Raw genomic sequence first — 19,831 nt, 5'->3', positions numbered from 1 at the left:
AACCCTTTCCTCGAACGGAAAAGGTTTTTTTATTTCATAAATATGCCAATTAACATCTCTAATATAAACGTAACATTGTATAAGAGGGAGCGAGTTCCGTATCATATATATAAGGTCTTTCGGGAGGCCTTGTGCAGGAGGAAGCAAATCATGAGTAAAAATCGTCGTTTATTTACATCAGAATCTGTTACGGAGGGGCATCCGGATAAAATCTGTGACCAGATTTCTGACAGCATTTTAGATGAAATTTTAAAGAAAGACCCTAACGCGCGTGTTGCTTGTGAAACGTCTGTGACAACTGGTTTGGTTCTTGTCAGCGGAGAAATCACAACTTCTACGTATGTTGACATTCCAAAAACGGTTCGTGAAACGATTAAAGAAATCGGATACACACGTGCAAAATACGGATTTGATGCGGAAACTTGTGCAGTTTTAACATCAATTGACGAGCAGTCTGCTGATATTGCGATGGGTGTAGACCAAGCGCTTGAAGCCCGTGAAGGCACAATGAGCGACGAAGAAATTGAAGCAATCGGGGCGGGTGACCAAGGTTTAATGTTCGGTTATGCGTGCAACGAAACGAAAGAGCTCATGCCTCTTCCGATTTCACTTGCTCATAAATTAGCCCGCCGCTTGAGTGAAGTGCGTAAAGAAGATGTTCTTCCTTACCTTCGCCCTGACGGCAAAACACAGGTAACGGTTGAGTATGATGAAAATAACAAACCTGTCCGCATTGACGCGATTGTTATTTCAACTCAGCATCACCCTGAAATTACGCTTGAGCAAATTCAGCGCAACATTAAAGAACATGTCATCAATCCGGTTGTTCCTGAAGAATTAATTGATGAAGAAACAAAATACTTCATTAACCCTACAGGCCGTTTCGTCATCGGAGGACCTCAAGGGGATGCGGGGCTTACAGGACGTAAAATCATCGTTGATACGTACGGCGGCTACGCACGTCACGGCGGCGGCGCGTTCTCTGGTAAAGATGCGACGAAAGTAGACCGTTCAGCTGCTTATGCTGCAAGATACGTTGCGAAAAACATCGTTGCGGCTGAGCTTGCAGATTCTTGCGAAGTGCAGCTTGCTTACGCGATCGGTGTTGCACAGCCTGTGTCTATCTCAATCAACACATTCGGTTCCGGAAAAGCTTCGGAGGAAAAACTGATTGAAGTTGTGCGCAATAACTTTGATTTACGACCTGCCGGCATTATCAAAATGCTTGATTTACGCCGTCCGATCTACAAACAGACTGCTGCGTACGGCCACTTTGGACGCCACGATGTTGACCTTCCGTGGGAGCGTACAGACAAAGCGGAACAGCTGCGTAAAGAAGCGTTAGGAGAATAATTTTATAGCCGCTTACTGGTTAAGCGGCTTTCCCTTTTTTATCGATGTATCCATGTTTATTTTTTTACATAACTGTGAAACCAAACACTGTTCACAGCGTCTATAAATAGGGGTTCAATGATGACAATTTTAAATATGGAGGCAATACTATGTGTGGATTTGTCGGGGTTTTTAACAAGCATCCGTTAACTCAAACCGCTGATCAAGAAGAACTAATCAAACAAATGAACCAAATGATCGTTCACCGCGGTCCTGACAGTGATGGATATTACCATGATGAGCACGTTGGATTCGGATTCAGACGGCTCAGCATTATTGATGTGGAAAATGGCGGACAGCCTTTATCATATGAAGATGAAAAATATTGGATTATTTTTAACGGGGAAATCTATAACTATATCGAACTGAGAGAAGAGCTTGAAGCAAAGGGATATACTTTCAACACAGATTCTGACACAGAGGTTCTTCTTGCGACTTACCGTCACTATAAAGAAGAAGCGGCTTCCAAGCTGCGCGGCATGTTTGCCTTTCTGATTTGGAATAAAAACGATCATGTTCTTTATGGAGCAAGAGATCCATTCGGCATTAAGCCGTTGTATTACACAACGATCAATGATCAGGTTTATTTTGCCTCAGAGAGAAAAAGTTTAATGGCAGCCCAAAATGATATTGAAATAGATAAAGAAGCATTACAGCAGTATATGTCTTTCCAATTCGTTCCTGAGCCAAGTACGCTTGATATTGATGTGAAAAAAGTAGAGCCGGGTTCTCAGTTTACAATCCGTCCTGACGGTGATATCACATTCAAAACGTATTTCAAGGCGAACTTCCAGCCTGTTCAGACGGAAGAAGATAAACTTGTCAAAGAAGTCAGAGACGCTATCTATGACTCTGTAAACGTTCATATGAGAAGTGATGTGCCTGTCGGTTCATTCCTATCAGGCGGAATCGATTCTTCGTTTATTGTATCCGTTGCGAAAGAATTTCATCCAAACCTGAAAACATTTTCTGTCGGATTTGAACAGCAGGGCTTCAGTGAAGTTGATGTAGCGAAAGAAACTGCCGCTGCACTGGGCATTGAAAATATCAGCAAAGTCATTTCACCTGAAGAATACATGAACGAGCTTCCTAAAATCGTATGGCACTTTGATGATCCGCTTGCAGACCCGGCTGCGATTCCATTGTATTTCGTGGCGAAAGAAGCGAAAAAACACGTAACGGTTGCGTTATCTGGCGAAGGTGCGGACGAGCTGTTCGGCGGATACAACATCTACCGTGAACCGCTTTCTCTTAAACCGTTTGAACGCATTCCGTCCGGCTTGAAAAAGATGCTTCTGCACGTAGCGGCCGTTATGCCTGAGGGAATGAGAGGAAAGAGCCTGCTTGAGCGCGGCTGCACTCCGCTTCAGGAGCGTTATATCGGCAACGCGAAGATCTTTGAAGAATCCGTGAAGAAACAGCTGCTGAAGCACTATGATCCGAGCCTTTCGTATCGCGATGTGACGAAGCCTTACTTTACAGAAAGCAGCTCATACAGCGATATTAACAAAATGCAGTATGTCGATATCCACACTTGGATGCGAGGCGACATTTTGCTAAAAGCGGATAAAATGACGATGGCGAATTCTTTGGAATTGCGTGTGCCGTTCCTTGATAAAGTCGTATTTGACGTTGCTTCTAAAATTCCTGATGAGTTGAAAACAAAGAACGGTACGACAAAGTATCTCCTTCGCAAAGCTGCTGAAGGCATTGTGCCGGATCATGTATTGAACCGCAAAAAGCTTGGTTTCCCTGTACCGATCCGTCATTGGCTGAAAAACGAAATGAACGAATGGGTGCGCAGCATTATTCAGGAAAGCCAAACGGACGCTTATATCCATAAGGATTACGTTCTTCAGCTTCTTGAAGACCATTGTGCCGACAAGGCTGATAACAGCCGTAAAATTTGGACAGTGCTCATCTTTATGATCTGGCACAGCATCAATATTGAAAAACGGTATATGCCTGAAGAGCTGAGCCATCAGCCTAAAGAAGTCATCTTTGTCTAACAGATAAGGCTTTCGATTCGTCGAAAGCCTTGTTATTATACCAGTATTTCTCCATCATCATTGATTACCCTGCACATTCGTGTGAAATATTCAGAAAAATGATGTAATGATATTTTTTTCTAGGGGAGAAGGGAACATGCAAAAACAAAAACAAGAATTGCATCGCGGTCTGGAAGAAAGGCATATTTCTTTGATGTCTTTAGGGGCTGCCATAGGAGTGGGACTTTTCCTTGGCTCTGCATCAGCTATTCAATTAGCAGGGCCGGGTATTTTGGTGGCATATGCCTGCAGCGGTCTGGTTATGTTTTTTATTATGAGGGCGCTTGGGGAAATGGCGATTCAAAAGCCGGTCGCGGGCTCTTTCAGCAGGTATGCGCGTGACTACTTAGGTCCGCTCGCAGGCTACTTAACCGGGTGGAATTACTGGTTCTTATGGGTTGTAACCTGTATGGCGGAAATCACCGCTGTCGGAATTTATATGGGATACTGGTTTCCGGATGTGCCCAATTGGATTTGGGCATTGTCGGCGCTGGTGATTATGACTGGTGTCAATTTCCTGGCCGTAAAGGCGTATGGAGAGCTGGAGTTTTGGTTCGCATTGATTAAAATTGTCGCGATCCTTTCTATGATTGCTGTCGGTTTATTAATGATCATTGCAGGCGTCGGCAATGGAGGTATTGCGACTGGCATCAGCAACTTGTGGAGCAACGGCGGATTTTTTCCTCATGGAATAAAAGGGGTTTTATTGTCACTTCAAATGGTGATGTTCGCGTATTTAGGCATTGAGATGATAGGGGTGACGGCCGGCGAAGTTAAAAACCCGCAAAAATCATTAGCGAAAGCGATTGATACGGTATTTTGGCGTATCTTGATTTTTTACGTCGGTGCTTTATTTGTTATCATGTCCATTTATCCGTGGCAGGAAATCGGATCGCAAGGAAGCCCTTTTGTACTCACGTTTGAAAAAGTGGGGATTCCATATGCGGCAGGCATCATTAACTTTGTCGTTCTGACGGCAGCGCTGTCTTCTTGCAACAGCGGCATATTCAGCACCGGACGTATGCTCTTTAACTTAGCGGAGCAGAGCGAGGCGCCAAAAGCATACGGTAAGCTGACCAAAGGCGGCATTCCGGGTAAAGCCGTACTGGCTTCTGCGGGTGCGTTATTAGTCGGCGTGCTGTTAAACTATGTTGTGCCTGCGAAGGTATTTACTTGGGTCACAAGCATTGCGACGTTCGGAGCGATTTGGACATGGGCGATCATCTTGCTTTCTCAGATCAAATATCGAAAAGGCATGCAGCCAAAGGATCAAAAGCAATTAAAATACAAAATGCCTTTTTACCCATTCACGTCATATTTATCTTTGGCCTTTTTAGCATTTGTCATTATCCTGATGGCTTATAGCCCGGAAACAAGAGTCGCCGTAATTGTCGGTCCGATTTGGTTTCTGATTTTGATCGCCGTTTATTATGGAAAAGGCTTTCATAAGAAAAACGCAGCTGTGTCAACTGAACAACAGATCAGCTGACAAAAAGAGCTCCCGGAGGGCTCTTTTTTGTTTAAGTAAAGCTGCTCATAGAAAGCAGAGAATAGGAATATGTTTTTTGCAGAGACTGCTTACAGTGGCGTCTTGTTTTTTATGATAAGATAAAAGTCACACGGTTATTTTTACATGTGAACGTTTTATGGAAAATGAAAAACCCGAACTGCATTTGGTTCGGGTCAGCGATGGTTATCGCTTAAATAATATTTTGAAAAATGGTAAAGTAAAACGAAGCTGGTCTTACATTTGCTGAAGTGATTTATAATATTGACCCTTTGCTACATATTCAGACCGTATTCTCTGCATGTCTTTTCGGTCTTCATCCGTCAAAGGACGGATGACTTTTGCCGGGCGACCGAAGGCTAGATGGCCTGGCGGAATGATTTTCCCCGGCGGAACAAGGCTGCCGGCACCGATAAATGCGCCTTCACCGATTTCGGCTCCGTCTAAAATGATTGAACCCATGCCGATTAAGGCGTTCTTACGGATCACGGCGCTATGGAGTGTAACCTGGTGGCCTATCGTGGCGTCATCTTCAATGAGAAGCGTCCGGTTCGGGCTTTGATGGAGGCAGCTTAAATCCTGGATATTGACTCTGTTACCGATTCTGGTCGGGGCTACATCTCCTCTTATGACAACTGAGAACCAAATGCTGGATTGTTCCCCGATGACCACATCACCGGTAATTGTTGCATTATCGGCTACAAAAGCCGTTGGGTGGATTTCTGGCGTGTATTCCTTATAAGGGTAAATCATATATCTTTCATCCTTCTTTCTCTATTTAATTTTTGTATGAGGTGAACCGCATGTGGACCTGGAAAGCAGACAGACCTGTGGCAGTGATTGTTATGATCCACGGGGCAAGTGAACATCATGGACGATATAAATGGCTGAGTGAAATGTGGAGATCTTCGGGTTATCACGTTGTAATGGGTGATCTGCCGGGACAAGGGACAACCACCCGGGCCAGAGGTCATATTCGCTCATTTCAAGAATACATTGATGAAGTAGATACTTGGATAGATAAAGCGCGAACCTTTGAGCTGCCTGTTTTTCTTCTCGGCCACAGCATGGGCGGCCTGATTGCGATTGAATGGTTTAAACAGCAGAGAAACCCCCGCATTACGGGAATTATTTTATCATCACCGTGTCTCGGGCTGCAAATTAAAGTCAATAAAGTGCTTGATCTTGCATCAAAGGGGCTGAATGTCATTGCTCCGTCGCTTAAAGTTGATTCGGGATTATCGATTGATATGGCGACACGCAATGAAGATGTCATCGAAGCAGGCCAGAACGATCCCCTCTTTGTGAAGAAGGTTTCTGTCAGATGGTACAGAGAGCTGTTAAAAACTCTCGAGTCTGCCATGGTGCCGACAGAGGCTTTTCTGAGGGTGCCGCTTTTGGTCATGCAGGCCGGAGATGACAAGCTGGTCGATAAAACGAAGGTCATCAAGTGGTTTTCAGGGGTTGCTTCCCACAATAAGTCATATAGGGAATGGGAAGGGCTTTATCATGAAATATTTAATGAACCGGAAAGAGAAGACGTTTTTAAAGCCGCAAGAGCATTTACTGATCAATATATTTGAACTAGGGGGGTGCATGTGTTGACAGTACCGGAACATCCTTTTGGACTGATGGCAAAAGTATATCGTGATATTTTTCCGCTCGTTCATCAAGAGCTGAACATATGGAAGCAAAAATCAGAAGCAATTAAAAACAGTGAATTAAAAGCACAGGCAACCGCAAGTATTCGAGATAAAACGTTTCATTGCGAAGGCGGCGGCATATTGGCCTTATTGTCAGGAAATCATAAGCAGAAATGTGTTGAGTTCATCATCGCATACCAAACGATCAGCGACTACCTGGACAATTTGTGCGACCGCAGCACATCACTTGACCCGCAAGATTTTCGAATGCTTCACACCTCTATGCAGGACGCATTGACAGTGGGAGCTGAACCGCAACATTATTATCAATTCAGGGACGAGCAGGATGACAGCGGATATTTGCAGGAATTGGTGAAAACGTGCCAGCGTGTTCTCGGATCTATTGAACACTACGAAATGATTAAACCTTATCTGCTTGAGCTTTGCGGATATTATTGCGATTTGCAGGTGCATAAGCACGTTGTTGAGCATGAGCGTGTCCCGCGCCTTGAAAAGTGGTTTACCCAATATGAATCGGAGCTTCCCGAGATGGAATGGTATGAATTCTCAGCTTGTGCAGGCTCCACGCTAGGCATTTTCTGTCTTGTCGCATATTCGTTTCAGCCCGATTTTACTGAAAGCACCGCAAAAAAAATCCGCAACAGTTATTTTCCTTACATACAAGGTCTTCATATTCTGCTTGATTATTTGATTGACCAGGAGGAGGACTTGCTTGAAGGGGACTTGAATTTCTGCTCGTATTATCAGTCGCATGAAGAAATGATGAATCGGCTGCAGCACTTTATTCAGAAAGCCGATGAACATCTGCACGGCATTCCGCACGAAAACTTCCACCGCTTAATCAACCGCGGCTTGCTGGGTGTCTATTTGTCTGATGACAAAGTGGCGGGCCAAAAGGAAATGGGCCGGCTCGCGAAAAAGCTGATCAAAGCAAGCGGAAAAACCTCCTTTTTCTTTTATATCAACGGCAGAGCCTACAGAAAGTTTCAAAAAATGGCCTGGATGAAAAACTCAAAGAAAAAAGCTCAAATCATTTGCTGATTTGAGCTTTTTTTTCGATAGCAATAATAAACGGCGGGTCATTTTGCTGATTGATAAATCCGTATGTTAAGACACGGGCTGTTTGCTGATCCAAGTCCCGGCAAAAGTCTACCACGTCGTTTTTTTCAGCTTTGCCTTCTGGGTGGCCGTGATAGACGACCAAAACAATCAGGCCTTCATCTTTCATGATGCTGAGAAGCTGTTCAATTGCTTGGATCGTTGAATTGCCGTTTGTCGTAATCGATTTGTCCCCGCCTGGCAGATAGCCGAGGTTAAACACAGCGGCCGCCACTTTGCCGTGTGTTTCCTGCGGAAGTGATTCAGCAATTTTGTCATGGCTTTTATGAAATAAAGTTGTCCGGTTTTGATAGGTGTCACCGAGCCGCTCCTTCGTATTGGCCACTGCTGATTCTTGTATATCAAATGCGTATACATGGCCGTTTTCACCGACAAGCTCAGCTAAAAACAGGGTGTCGTGCCCGTTCCCCATTGTGGCGTCAACAACGATGTCTCCATCCCCTGCGGCCATTTTCAGCAGCTCTTTACTGTAGGGAAGAATTTTTTTCAGAATCATAAGGCCGATTCCTCCTGAAGACGCTGAAAGAACTTACCTTGGTAGCTGCCGCGGTTTTCAAGTTCTTTATTGATAGCGCCAAGCACTTCCCATTTGTTCACACTCCACATCGGCCCAATCATCAATTCAATCGGCCCGTCACCAGTGATACGGTGTACGATCATTTCTGGCGGGATGATTTCAAGCTGGTCACAGACGAGCTGCACATATTCGTCTTGAGAGAGAAATTCCAGCTTTCCTTTTTCGTATTGTTTCACCATCGGCGTGCCCTTTAGCAGGTGAAGCAAATGGATTTTAATACCCTGGACGTCCAAATCTGCCACTGCTTTTGCCGTTTCCATCATCATATCGCGGTCTTCCAGAGGAAGTCCGTTGATTATATGCGAGCAGACGCGTATGCCGTGTTTTCTTAGCTTATTCACACCTTCAACGTAGCAGTCAAAGTCATGTGCCCGGTTGATCAGAAGAGCTGTGCGTTCGTGAACTGTCTGAAGCCCAAGCTCCACCCAAAGATACGTGCGTTCATTCAGTTCTGCCAAATACTCAACAACGTCATCCGGCAGGCAGTCCGGACGTGTGGCGATTGAAAGGCCGACCACATCGTCGAGCGCGAGAACAGACTCGAATTTCTCTCGCAGCACGTCAACCGGAGCATGCGTATTGGTGAAAGCCTGGAAATAAGCGATATATTTCCCGTCCTTCCATTTTTCGTGCATGCGGTTTTTAATGTCGTGGAATTGTGTCATTAAATCATCGGCCCGGTTTCCTGCAAAATCACCGGAGCCCGCAGCGCTGCAAAAGGTACAGCCGCCGTGAGCGACAGTGCCGTCCCGGTTCGGGCAGTCGAAGCCGCCGTCAAGCGCTACTTTAAATACCTTATGCCCGAAATGATCTCTGAGATGATAATTTAATGTATGATAGCGTTTTTCCGTATTTGAATAAGGAAAAGGATTGTTCTGAATCACGATTAATGTGCCTCCTTGCGTACAATTGCATCCTAAAATTGTAGCACGCATTTCATATGAGAACAAATGAATCTCGACCATAAATTTCTTTATTGAATCGTGTCTGATGAGGCTACACTATGGATGATGGATTGTTTTCCATTACCAAGAGGAGGGGTTACTGTGGCAACAAGACAATCAGTAGATGAACATCTCCAACAATGTATGCAGGCGTATGATTATGCTGAAGAACAGCTGAAAATCGCTTCTAAACAAGAGCATTATAACGACCAAGAATACAGTGATGCGCAAATGCAGATTGAAAATGCGGTAAATGCCTTGAATAAACTATGGCTGTCATCAAATGATCAGCAGAGAGAACAGCTGTACAGAATGAGACTTCAGCTTCAAGCTTTGCAAAATAATATGATCTTGCAGCACCCTCTTGATGTGTAAGAAACGGACCCTTTTGATAAGGGTCCGTTTTTTTGTAAAAAAAGGATTGACTTTGCACAGTAAAGTATTTATTGTATTAAGTGTACTAATTGAAGTAATACACTATAGACACTGATGAAAAGTCATTTATATATTGAAATTAAGGGAGGCAGTTATGAAACATAAAAAACGAAACAAACGTAACGTGCCAATGCTGATCGCGGCATCTGTGATCGCTTGTTCTTTTTTTCTTGTTCTTGTAATGATCGGTTTTGAATGTCAAAAAAGTATAATTGATCAGTTTTATCTATAAAAGGTTCAGATCGTATAGAAAGTAGGGAAGTAAATGATTCAAATCGATCCAAGAAGCTCAACGCCCATTTACGAACAAATTATTCAGCAAATGAAAGAGCTTTGTTTGAAAGGGATCATGAAGCCTGGTGATAAACTTCCTTCTGTCAGAGAATTGGCGACGATCATTATTGCGAATCCGAATACTGTCAGCAAAGCGTACAAAGAGCTTGAGCGAGAGGGTATTATTGAAACGCTGCGTGGCAGAGGGACCTATATATCGGAAAATGCAAAAACGACACTGGTTGAAGGGAAGATGACGATGATTAAAGAGCAACTCAAACAGCTCATCATCGATGCACATTATGCGGGGGTTGAGCTGGATAAACTGCAAGAATGGATAAAAGAAATCAGCGCTGATGTGAAAGGGGGCAAGAGCGATGATTGAATTAAGACAGCTGTCAAAAACGATTGACGGAAATCAAGTATTAAAAGATGTTTCATTAACAATTGAAAAAGGAGAAATCTTCGGGCTGCTCGGCCGCAATGGGTCAGGCAAAACAACAATGCTTCGCTTAATCCAGCAAATCATTTTCGCCGACAGCGGGACGATTTTATTTGATGGCGTAGAAATCAAAAAGCATCCGAAGGTGAAACAGAATATCATCTACATGCCTGTTCAAAATCCTTTTTACGACAAGTATACATACAAGCAGCTAGTCGATATCCTAAGAAGAATTTATCCGAAATTTGATGTCACGTACGCGAATGAGCTGATGAACAGATATGAAATTCCGGAAACGAAAAAATACCGCGAGCTGTCGACAGGTTTGAAAAAACAGCTTTCGCTCGTTCTGTCATTTGCGGCGAGACCGGCGCTGATTCTCCTTGATGAGCCGACGGATGGAATAGACGCGGTGACAAGGCATGATGTGCTGCAGCTGATGGTCGATGAAGTGGCGGAGCGTGATACGAGCATTCTGATCACTTCCCATCGCCTTGAGGACATTGAACGGATGTGCAACCGAATTGGTTTTCTCGAAGATAACAGACTGACGAATGTGATGGATCTTGATGAGCTAAAAGAAGAATACATCAAAATTCAAATGGCGTTTGATACAGATGTCAATTTGGCCATCAGAGAGCAAAACATTCCGATGCTCGATCAGGCCGGTGTGTTTTACACGGTGCTGATTCCGAACAGCGATGAGAAGAACAAGAGCTTTTTGAGAGAGCTGAAGCCAAAAGTGTGGAATGAGCTTCCTGTCAACCTGGAAGAAGTGTTCATTGCGAAGTTTGGAGGGAAGCGGAGATGGTAGACCGAGGTCTCCTCTATCGAGAGTGGAAGCAGAATCAAGTGGTGATTTTGTTAAGTATTGTGTTTTTGGTGCTGGCAAATCCGCTTTCTATCGTTAATACGTATTTGTCTTATCAAGGATGTCTTGATCGCCAAGACCCGCAATATTGTGATTTTATCGTGAATTACACGAGCAACTTGATAGATATCAACTGGGTGCCGGGTGTCATTTTGGCGGTCTGCTTCCTGGGAATGGAACGTTCGAAAGGCACGATGGATTTTATATTAAGCCTTCCGTATAACAGAAGCCAAATTTTCCAGACGAAATTTTGGTTAGGCGGTTTTGTGATTGTGCTATCTCAATTGATTGGCTTTTTACTTGCATGGCTGCTGATTCTTGTTTATAGCCCTGAACACGTCTACTATTTTGAGCACAGCAGTGTTGGAGTAATCGTGATTAGCTTTATGGCTTACTCACTTGTGATGGCCGCCGGAGCGTTAACTGGAAATGCTTTTGCTCAGCTATTAACGGCATTTGCTGCTACGGTACTGCCGTATTTAATTGTTGCTTTGCCGATTCTAAACATAGAATTTATTTTTGATGTAAATATATGGGATTATTTTCCTTCTGTTGAGGATTATTTTGCATTGGTTCGTAAGTTATACTATCTTGTGCCTATGGGATATGTTGCAAATGACTGGCTAACCGACAGTAAATATATTCTACTCATTCCGGCTGTCATGAGCATTCTGTTTTACTTGATTGGCTATATAAGCTTTAAAAAGCATCCAAGTGAACGAAACGGATACTTTTTCCTTTGGAACAGCTTAGATCGTCCGGTACAAATTTTGGTTATGGCTTTTGGCATTCTCGGATTTGGTTTGTTTGGATATTCTGCCGGACATTCCATGATTGGTTATATTTTTGGAATGATCATTGGTGCGGTTGTCGGCTTTTTTGTAAGCTACTTTGCAATTTATAAGAAAACAAAACATTAAAGAAGTGCTTTCAGTTGGGAGGGAAGTGATGTGCCGGATTCCGGGCTGTTTTATAAAGAGTGGAAGCAAAATAAAGCTCTGTTAACCATGATTTTTTTGGTATTTATGCTTAGCAATCCTTTTACCGTATTAAATACGTACATCTCATACCAAGGCTGCGTGGCTAATCAGAACGAGTGGGTCGGAACCTGCGTATTTACGATTAACTATTTAAACGGCACATTTATCTCACTGTTTTGGATGTGGGGTGTCGTTTTGGCTGTCAGCCAGCTTGGAATAGAACGAAGCAAGGGCCTCTTTGATTTTACATTAAGCCTTCCTTATACACGTGGGCAAATATTTAATGCGAAGTTCCTTACCGGCGGAATGGTGATTGTGATACCGCAACTCATAGGTTATGTTTTATCTGTTTTGCTCCTAGTGCTTTTGAAACCCGAGCAAGCCGTTTATTTTCATCACTACAGCCTTGGAATGATCATCGTCAGCTTGCTGGCTTATTCTCTGGTCATGGCGGGGGGAGCTTTGACAGGCCATACTTTTGCCCAGCTTTTGGTTTCAGCTACTGTTACGATTTTGCCTTTTTTGTTCATGACTCTTCCTGCTATCAACTTGGAAATCCTTCTTGGCGGAACAGTAGAGTTTATACATGGTCCTGTGCCCGAATGGGTGCAGTATCTATTCCCGGTTACTTACGTTGTGCCGAACTGGGTTGAGGATTCTCCGTATTATTTAGTGATTCCGGCCATCATGACGATCATCTTTTACATCATCGGCCACATCGGTTTTGTCAAACTGTCTAATGAACGGAACGGATATTTCTTTTTGTGGAAAACGCTTGACCGCCCGGTACAGGTCATTGTCATTATCATTGGAATCATGGGCTTCGGGTATTTTGGATTTGCCGCAACGGAGAGCTTCGTCGGCTACATATTCGGTATGGCTGCTGGCGCTGTGATTGGTTTTCTTATCAGCTATTTTGCGATTTATAAAAAAACAAAACATTTATAAGGGAGAGAGAAAAGATGATTGATGTTCAGCATATTAACCATTCCTTCACGATCGGAAAAAAGGGCCGTGAGAATGAAGTGCCTGTCTTAAAAGATGTCTCGTTGACTGTTGCGAAAGGAGAAATCGCCTGTATCGTCGGACGAAGCGGGTCGGGGAAGTCAACGCTTCTGAATTTGATTTCAGGCTACATCTCACCGACAAAAGGGCGTATTGTGATTAACGGAACTGATGTCACGGGCTTTAATGAGAAGGAATGGGCTCAGTTCCGCCTTGAACACTTTGGGTTTATTTTTCAAAGCTTTCAGCTCATCCCGGGCTTAACGACGTATGAAAATGTGGAAATGCCGCTGGCGTTAAAAGGGATCAAGCCGTCAGAGCGCAAGCAAAAGGTACAGGATATGCTGAAACGCGTCGGTCTTGAAAACCATGCTGCACACTATCCTAATGAATTGTCAGGCGGGCAGCAGCAGCGTGTCAGCATTGCGAGAGCGCTGATTTTAAATCCGTCAATTATTTTAGCGGATGAGCCGACGGGAAGTCTAGATTCAGAAACGGAACAGGAAGTGCTTGAATTGATCCAGCAGCTGAATCGTGAGCGGGGCATTACATTTGTGATTATTACCCATGATGATGAAGTAGCTTCAATCGGACACTCAAAATTCCAGCTGCATGACGGTGTGTTAAAAGGAGGTATTACCGTTGAGATTTAAGGATCAGGTTCATTTTATCAGAAGAAATATGAAGAAAAACAGGCTCCGTGTCTTTATGACAATTCTTGCGACAACAATGGCGTGTGCGTTTTTGGTTGTGCTGTCGTCGGTTGGATTCGGGATTCAAAAGACAATCACAGATATGACGATGAGCCAGCAAATTGTGACTAAAGTCAGTGTAATGGGCAAGGAAGGGGATAAGCCTATTAAAAAAGCTGATTTAGAGAAGTATGATCATGTAAGGTCAGTTGTAGAAAGAACGCAAGTGTATGAGCCAAACAAAGCAACTTTAGGCAATCGCACAAATGAAAGCTCTAATCTTATCTTTACCAATATGAATGATGAATTAAAGGCCAATATGGAATTAGAAAAAGGAAGAGTCGCAAAGTCGGAAAATGAAATTGTAGTAGGGTACGACTTTGCAAAGAGATTATTGACGAAAAAAGAATCTGAAGCATATAACAAAAAAATCGAGGAAGCAAATGGAAACCCCGAGGATATAGAAGAACCAAAGGGTTATACGAAAGACATCCTGAACAAAACGATTGAATTAAGTGTATCAAAAACAGATCCTAAAACAGGGGATGTTACGAAAACAAAAACATATGACTTTAAAATTGTCGGTATTACAAAAAAACCATCTCAAGATTGGATGGAGGATTCAAACATCTTCATTAGTGATCAGTTCAAGAAGGACTTTTCGGAATTTTTGGACTTCAAGGGCGGGAATGTTGAAAAAAATGTTGGCGTTTTTGCTGATAAATTTGAGAATGTGGAACAGCTGACAAATGATCTGACAGATGACGGATACTATGTCACATCAGTTACTACCGAGCTTGAAGGAGCCAACACCTTCTTCATGGTCTTCAAAATCGGCCTGATCTTTGTCGGATGTATCGCGGTTATCATTTCAGCCATTGGGATATTTAACACGATGACGATGGCGGTGACAGAAAGAACGCAGGAGATCGGCATTATGAAAGCGATTGGGGCGAGTCCGTCAATCATTCGCCGAATGTTCTTGATGGAAAGCGCGTATATCGGAATTTTAGGCTGTGTGATTGGGATTATCATTTCTTACGGCGTGAGCTACCTTGTCAACCTTGCCGTTCCGATGATTCTCGCGGCGACAAGCGGAGGCGAAGCGGGCGATCTGAATTATACGTTTTCTTATATTCCGCTCAGCCTTGTCATCATTGCGGTTGTGATTTGCGGCGGTGTCGCTGTGATCTCGGGTATGAACCCGGCTCGAAAGGCAACAAAAACCAACGTGCTGACAGCATTAAGAAGAGAGTTGTAATCAGAAAAAGCCGGCTGAACCAGCCGGCTTTTCTGTATAGCGCATCAACAAGATTTGCTATACACTTGACATAAAAAAGGAAAAAGTGCGGTGAGTCCATTGTTTAAACTTATGCTGATAGAAGATGATCAATCGCTGTTTCATGAAATCAAGGAGCGTTTAACGGGATGGTCCTATGATGTATACGGCATACAGGATTTCAGCCAAGTAATGCAGGAATTTGCGTCAATCAAACCTGATTGCGTCATTATTGATGTTCAGCTCCCTAAATTTGACGGGTTTCATTGGTGCCGGCTGATCCGTTCCCGGTCAAATGTTCCGATTCTCTTTTTATCCTCTCGTGACCACCCTGCTGATATGGTCATGTCGATGCAGCTGGGAGCGGATGACTTTATTCAAAAGCCGTTTCATTTTGATGTGCTGATTGCGAAAATCCAAGCGATTTTCCGGCGCGTGCATCATTATAATACGGAGCCGAGCACGATCAAAACATGGTGCGGGGCTGCCATAGACGCAGAGCAGAATCTCGTCAGCAATGACGAAGGCTCTGTTGAACTGACTAAAAATGAAATGTTCATTCTAAAACAGCTAATAGAACAAAAAAACAAGATTGTCAGCCGTGAGGAGCTGATCAGAAGCTTGTGGAATGATGAGCGTTTTGTCAGCGATAATACACTGACCGTCAATGTCAACCGCCTGCGGAAAAAACTGGACGAACTGCAGCTTGGAACATATATCGAGACGAAGGTCGGCCAAGGCTACATGGCGAAGGAAGAGGATCATTTCTATGATTAAAGCATTCCTCATCGAAAGACGAAGCTGGATTGCCGCATTTTTGCTGCAGCAAATTCTGATTTTGCTGATTGCCTTTGTCGATCCGTCTATTCCATTTAAAAATGTTCTTTATATTGTTTATTTGTGTGTCCTGATCTTTGTTGTGTTTGTTATTATCCGTTTTCGGAAAGAAACCGCATTCTATAAAAGCCTCGAGGAATGGGAAAATAATCTTGATGTCACAGCCATAAGTGAACCGGAGACGCCGTTTGAAGAGATGATTGAAAAAAGCATCACCGGACAAACGGAACAATTGAAGCAATCTGCATTGCAGAATCGCTTGGCATTAGAAAATGAAAAAGATGAACTGATGGCGTGGATACATGAGGTCAAAACGCCATTAACAGCGCTGCATTTAATCATCGATCGGATGGAAGACCCATCATTAAAATCCCAGCTATCGTATGAGTGGCTGCGCATCCATCTGCTTCTTGATCAGCAGCTTCATCAAAAGCGCATGTCCTTTATCGAAAATGATCTGTCTTTAGAGATGATCAAGCTTAAGCCCTTGATTATCAAAGAGATCAGAGACTTGCAATCGTGGTGTATACAGAAAGGAATCGGTTTTGACATTCAGCTGGAGGCAGAGGAAGTCTTGAGCGATGCGAAATGGCTGGCCTTTATCATCAGGCAGCTGCTGACCAACGCCGTAAAATACAGTGAAGCGGCTGATATTGTGATCAACAGCTATGAAAAAGACGAACGGAAGGTTCTTGAGGTGAAAGATTTTGGACGGGGCATTGACAGGAAAGATGTCTCACGAATTTTTGATAAAGGGTTTACATCCACAACCGATCATCATAATCAGTCTTCTACGGGCATGGGACTGTATCTGGCAAAGAGAGCCGCAGGACCGTTGCTGATCGATATCGATGTACATTCAGAGCTTGGGGATGGAACAACCTTTACTTTAACCTTTCCGAAACGAAATCAATTCGAACGTGTCATTAGCGTGTGACGAAAATGTCACATGCTTTTCTATTTTGTTCGCCTAATCGAAGGAAAAGCCCGTCAATCCTTTTTATAATAACAGTATCCAATAAAAAGGAGACTACGGAAATGATGATTTTAGAAGCGAATAAAATTCGAAAAAGCTATGGTAACAAGTTAAATAAACAGGAAGTGCTGAAGGGCATCGATATTCACATTGAAAAGGGCGAATTCGTCAGTATTATGGGTGCTTCAGGGTCGGGCAAAACGACTTTGCTTAACGTTCTGTCCTCGATTGATAAGGTCAGCCACGGAACGATCAATATTAACGGAAACGAAATGACGTCCTTGAAGGAAAAGCAGCTGGCTGAATTTAGAAAACAGCACTTAGGCTTTATCTTTCAAGATTACAATTTGTTAGACACATTAACAGTGAAAGAAAATATCCTTCTGCCGTTATCGATCACGAAAATATCAAAAAAGGAAGCAAACCGCAAGTTTGAGGAAGTGGCGAAGGAATTGGGTATTTATGAATTGCGGGATAAGTACCCGAATGAAATTTCCGGCGGCCAGAAGCAGAGAACATCCGCCGGGAGAGCGTTTATTCATGACCCGAGCATTATTTTCGCTGATGAACCGACCGGCGCGCTTGATTCGAAATCGGCCTCTGACCTATTAAACAAGCTGAGCCAGCTCAATCAAAAACGCAGCGCCACCATTATTATGGTTACCCATGATCCCGTTGCAGCGAGCTACTGCGGCAGAGTTATTTTTATTAAGGATGGTCTGATGTATACGCAGCTGAATAAAGGGGGCCAAGACAGGCAGACGTTTTTCCAGGATATCATGAAAACACAAGGCGTATTAGGCGGGGTGCAGCATGAACATTAATCAGCTCATTCTGCGAAATCTGAAAAAGAATATCAGGAATTATTATCTCTATGTGTTTGCTTTAATCTTTAGTGTGGCGCTTTATTTCGCATTTGTCACACTCCAATATGACCCGGCCATTAATGAAGTAAAAGCTTCCATTAAAGGCGCCGCGGCTATTAAAACCGCTTCAATTTTGCTTGTGGCTGTTGTATCAATCTTTATTTTGTACGCCAATACCATTTTTATTAAAAGGCGGAGTAAAGAGATCGGGCTGTTTCAATTAATCGGAATGACAAAGCACAAAATCTTTCGAATCTTAAGTGCGGAAAATATCATGCTGTATTTCAGCTCGTTAGCCATCGGGGTTTTTGCCGGATTTTCAATCTCAAAGCTTGTGCTCATGATCTTGTTCAAAATCGTCGATGTCAAAGCTGATGCGAAACTGCATTTTTCTGAGCAAGCCTTGGTGCAAACAATCATTGTGTTCTGCGGCATTTACCTTTTGATTATGATCATGAATTATACGTTTATCAAAAAACAAAGCATTTTATCTTTGTTTAAAGTAACATCTTCCACTGAGGATAAAGTGAAGAGAATCTCTTTTTTCCAGATGCTGATCGGGGCGCTGGGCATCGTGTTGATTTTAACGGGATACTACGTGTCTTCCGAGCTGTTTAGCGGAAAATTCAAGACCATAAATGAACTGTTTTTCGCAATGAGTTTGATCTTAGGGTCCGTCATTATCGGGACGTTTCTCTTTTATAAAGGATCGGTTACGTTTATCTCGAACATTATTCGGAAAAGCAAGGGCGGGTACTTGAATATCTCAGAGGTTCTGTCACTGTCATCGATTATGTTCAGAATGAAATCGAACGCTTTGCTGCTGACAATTATCACAACCGTTTCGGCGCTCGCCATCGGGCTGTTATCCCTTGCTTATATTTCGTATTTCTCGGCAGAAAAGACTGCTGAACAAAATGTAGCGGCGGATTTTTCATTCATGAATGAGAAAGATGCCAAACGGTTTGAAAGCAGTTTGAGTGAAAATGACATTTCATACGTCAAAAAAGAAATGCCTGTCCTTCAATCGTCTTTTGATATCACAAATATCATGGATGGAACCCCGAAAGAGATGCAGGGCGATCCCGGCAACACACAGCTCGCTGTTGTTAGCGATAAAGATGTAAAAGGAGTCGATGTGGCGGCTGGGGAAGCGGTTTTCTCAGGATATACTGACTTGCTGCAAAAGATAATGGTTTTAAAAGACTCCGGCAGCATTAAAGTCAAAAGCAAGAATGAGACACAATCATTACACTATAAAGGATTAAGAGAAGAGTTTCTTGTATCCTACACGTTTACAAGCGGGGGAATGCCCGCAGTCATAGTGGATGACAACCTGTTTAAACAGCTGAATAAAGATAAAGACCCTCGCATTCAGCTGGCGCAATCTGAATTTATCGGCATTTATATGAAACATGGAGATCAGCTTGAAAAAGCAAATGAGCTTTTTCAAAAGGTGAACAAGAAAGATCTACATTTATCAAGGCTGGATACAAGTATTGCGCAAAAATCTCTTTTTGGTATGGTCATGTTCATCGTTGGTTTCTTAGGATTAACATTTCTCATCACCTCGGGGTGTATTCTTTACTTTAAACAAATGGGTGAAAGTGAAGAAGAAAAACCGAATTATACCATTCTAAGAAAACTCGGTTTTACACAGGGAGACCTGCTGAAGGGGATACGCATCAAACAAATGTATAACTTCGGCATTCCATTGGTGATCGGCCTCTTTCACAGTTATTTTGCCGTTCAATCCGGCTGGTTCTTATTCGGATCAGAGGTATGGTCGCCGATGATTATGGTGATGGTGTTATATACTGCACTCTATTCTATTTTCGGTATTCTGTCGGTTCTTTATTATAAAAAGGTGATTAAGTCGGCATTGTAAAACAGTTAAAGCTCCAGAGAAACTGGAGCTTTTTTG

General features: G+C 43.1%; 20 protein-coding genes. 17 read left to right on the top strand and 3 right to left on the bottom strand.

The genetic code is table 11. The features are described 5' to 3' along the window. Positions 1 to 150: 150 nt before the first annotated feature. The 3 genes from metK to alaP all read left to right on the top strand — a co-directional run bounded on the left by metK (position 151) and on the right by alaP (position 4,929). Positions 151 to 1,353, top strand: a complete 1,203-nt coding sequence (metK, locus tag WA325_RS07190; RefSeq protein WP_010331578.1) for a methionine adenosyltransferase — start codon at positions 151 to 153, stop codon at positions 1,351 to 1,353. 149 nt (positions 1,354 to 1,502) lie between these two features. Next, positions 1,503 to 3,401: an asparagine synthase (glutamine-hydrolyzing) gene (gene asnB / locus WA325_RS07185; protein WP_326139240.1), complete on the top strand. Its 1,899-nt coding sequence runs from the start codon at positions 1,503 to 1,505 to the stop codon at positions 3,399 to 3,401. A 136-nt stretch (positions 3,402 to 3,537) separates the two neighbouring features. After that, on the top strand, positions 3,538 to 4,929 hold the full coding sequence (alaP, locus tag WA325_RS07180) for an alanine permease AlaP (protein ID WP_024122582.1): 1,392 nt from the start codon (positions 3,538 to 3,540) through the stop codon (positions 4,927 to 4,929). Positions 4,930 to 5,184: 255 nt separating this feature from the next. Here the strand turns inward: alaP and WA325_RS07175 are convergent, their stop codons facing one another. Continuing rightward, positions 5,185 to 5,700 (bottom strand): gamma carbonic anhydrase, encoded by a 516-nt coding sequence (locus tag WA325_RS07175; RefSeq protein ID WP_095714573.1) that lies wholly within the window; start codon positions 5,698 to 5,700, stop codon positions 5,185 to 5,187. 50 nt (positions 5,701 to 5,750) lie between these two features. On the opposite strand from WA325_RS07175, the gene WA325_RS07170 reads away from it, so the two are divergent. Both WA325_RS07170 and tbcS read left to right on the top strand, forming a co-directional pair. Further along, on the top strand, positions 5,751 to 6,530 hold the full coding sequence (locus WA325_RS07170) for an alpha/beta hydrolase (protein WP_227598088.1): 780 nt from the start codon (positions 5,751 to 5,753) through the stop codon (positions 6,528 to 6,530). Positions 6,531 to 6,548: 18 nt separating this feature from the next. After that, positions 6,549 to 7,652, top strand: coding sequence for a tetraprenyl-beta-curcumene synthase (gene tbcS, locus WA325_RS07165; RefSeq protein WP_202852661.1), 1,104 nt, complete (start codon positions 6,549 to 6,551; stop codon positions 7,650 to 7,652). On the opposite strand, the gene WA325_RS07160 is transcribed toward tbcS, so the two are convergent. Continuing rightward, positions 7,642 to 8,226 (bottom strand): tRNA (mnm(5)s(2)U34)-methyltransferase, encoded by a 585-nt coding sequence (locus tag WA325_RS07160; protein WP_202852644.1) that lies wholly within the window; start codon positions 8,224 to 8,226, stop codon positions 7,642 to 7,644. The genes tbcS and WA325_RS07160 overlap by 11 nt on opposite strands. Further along, on the bottom strand, positions 8,223 to 9,191 hold the full coding sequence (locus tag WA325_RS07155) for a TIGR01212 family radical SAM protein (RefSeq protein WP_044153711.1): 969 nt from the start codon (positions 9,189 to 9,191) through the stop codon (positions 8,223 to 8,225). Before WA325_RS07155 ends, WA325_RS07160 begins: the two co-directional genes overlap by 4 nt. 162 nt (positions 9,192 to 9,353) lie before the next feature. Between WA325_RS07155 and WA325_RS07150 the strand changes: the two genes are divergently transcribed. From WA325_RS07150 to WA325_RS07095, 12 genes are all read left to right on the top strand, one after another. Next, a complete protein-coding gene (locus WA325_RS07150) occupies positions 9,354 to 9,626 on the top strand; it encodes a YtzC family protein (RefSeq protein WP_010331570.1) in 273 nt (90 codons plus the stop codon). A 154-nt stretch (positions 9,627 to 9,780) separates the two neighbouring features. Further along, a complete protein-coding gene (locus tag WA325_RS07145; RefSeq protein WP_044153715.1) occupies positions 9,781 to 9,918 on the top strand; it encodes a hypothetical protein in 138 nt (45 codons plus the stop codon). Positions 9,919 to 9,951: 33 nt separating this feature from the next. Beyond that, positions 9,952 to 10,344, top strand: a complete 393-nt coding sequence (gene ytrA, locus WA325_RS07140) for a GntR family transcriptional regulator YtrA (RefSeq protein WP_024122575.1) — start codon at positions 9,952 to 9,954, stop codon at positions 10,342 to 10,344. Then, a complete protein-coding gene (gene ytrB, locus WA325_RS07135) occupies positions 10,337 to 11,215 on the top strand; it encodes an ABC transporter ATP-binding protein YtrB (RefSeq protein ID WP_105990170.1) in 879 nt (292 codons plus the stop codon). The genes ytrA and ytrB overlap by 8 nt, the downstream gene beginning before the upstream one ends. Next, positions 11,209 to 12,192, top strand: a complete 984-nt coding sequence (gene ytrC, locus WA325_RS07130) for an ABC transporter permease YtrC (protein ID WP_326051368.1) — start codon at positions 11,209 to 11,211, stop codon at positions 12,190 to 12,192. The genes ytrB and ytrC overlap by 7 nt, the downstream gene beginning before the upstream one ends. 30 nt (positions 12,193 to 12,222) lie before the next feature. Beyond that, complete coding sequence (locus WA325_RS07125; RefSeq protein WP_326051366.1) at positions 12,223 to 13,200, top strand: ABC transporter permease; 978 nt, start codon at positions 12,223 to 12,225, stop codon at positions 13,198 to 13,200. A 14-nt stretch (positions 13,201 to 13,214) separates the two neighbouring features. After that, positions 13,215 to 13,910 carry an ABC transporter ATP-binding protein YtrE gene (gene ytrE, locus WA325_RS07120; protein WP_105953345.1) on the top strand — a complete coding sequence of 232 codons (696 nt, stop codon included), beginning with the start codon at positions 13,215 to 13,217 and terminating at the stop codon, positions 13,908 to 13,910. Further along, positions 13,900 to 15,210 carry an ABC transporter permease YtrF gene (ytrF, locus tag WA325_RS07115; protein WP_105953346.1) on the top strand — a complete coding sequence of 437 codons (1,311 nt, stop codon included), beginning with the start codon at positions 13,900 to 13,902 and terminating at the stop codon, positions 15,208 to 15,210. The genes ytrE and ytrF overlap by 11 nt, the downstream gene beginning before the upstream one ends. A 99-nt stretch (positions 15,211 to 15,309) precedes the next feature. Then, positions 15,310 to 16,005, top strand: a complete 696-nt coding sequence (locus WA325_RS07110) for a response regulator transcription factor (RefSeq protein ID WP_105953793.1) — start codon at positions 15,310 to 15,312, stop codon at positions 16,003 to 16,005. After that, a complete protein-coding gene (locus WA325_RS07105) occupies positions 15,998 to 17,002 on the top strand; it encodes a sensor histidine kinase (RefSeq protein WP_044153730.1) in 1,005 nt (334 codons plus the stop codon). Before WA325_RS07110 ends, WA325_RS07105 begins: the two co-directional genes overlap by 8 nt. A gap of 101 nt (positions 17,003 to 17,103) precedes the next feature. Then, positions 17,104 to 17,865, top strand: a complete 762-nt coding sequence (bceA, locus tag WA325_RS07100; protein WP_024122567.1) for a bacitracin ABC transporter ATP-binding protein BceA — start codon at positions 17,104 to 17,106, stop codon at positions 17,863 to 17,865. Then, positions 17,855 to 19,795, top strand: a complete 1,941-nt coding sequence (locus WA325_RS07095; protein WP_336183377.1) for an FtsX-like permease family protein — start codon at positions 17,855 to 17,857, stop codon at positions 19,793 to 19,795. Before bceA ends, WA325_RS07095 begins: the two co-directional genes overlap by 11 nt. Positions 19,796 to 19,831 lie beyond the last annotated feature (36 nt).

It is taken from the genome of Bacillus sp. 205(2023) (genome assembly GCF_037027485.1).
GTDB classification, from domain to species: Bacteria; Bacillota; Bacilli; order Bacillales; family Bacillaceae; genus Bacillus; species Bacillus halotolerans.
This window is presented reverse-complemented; position numbering and strand designations above follow the sequence as displayed.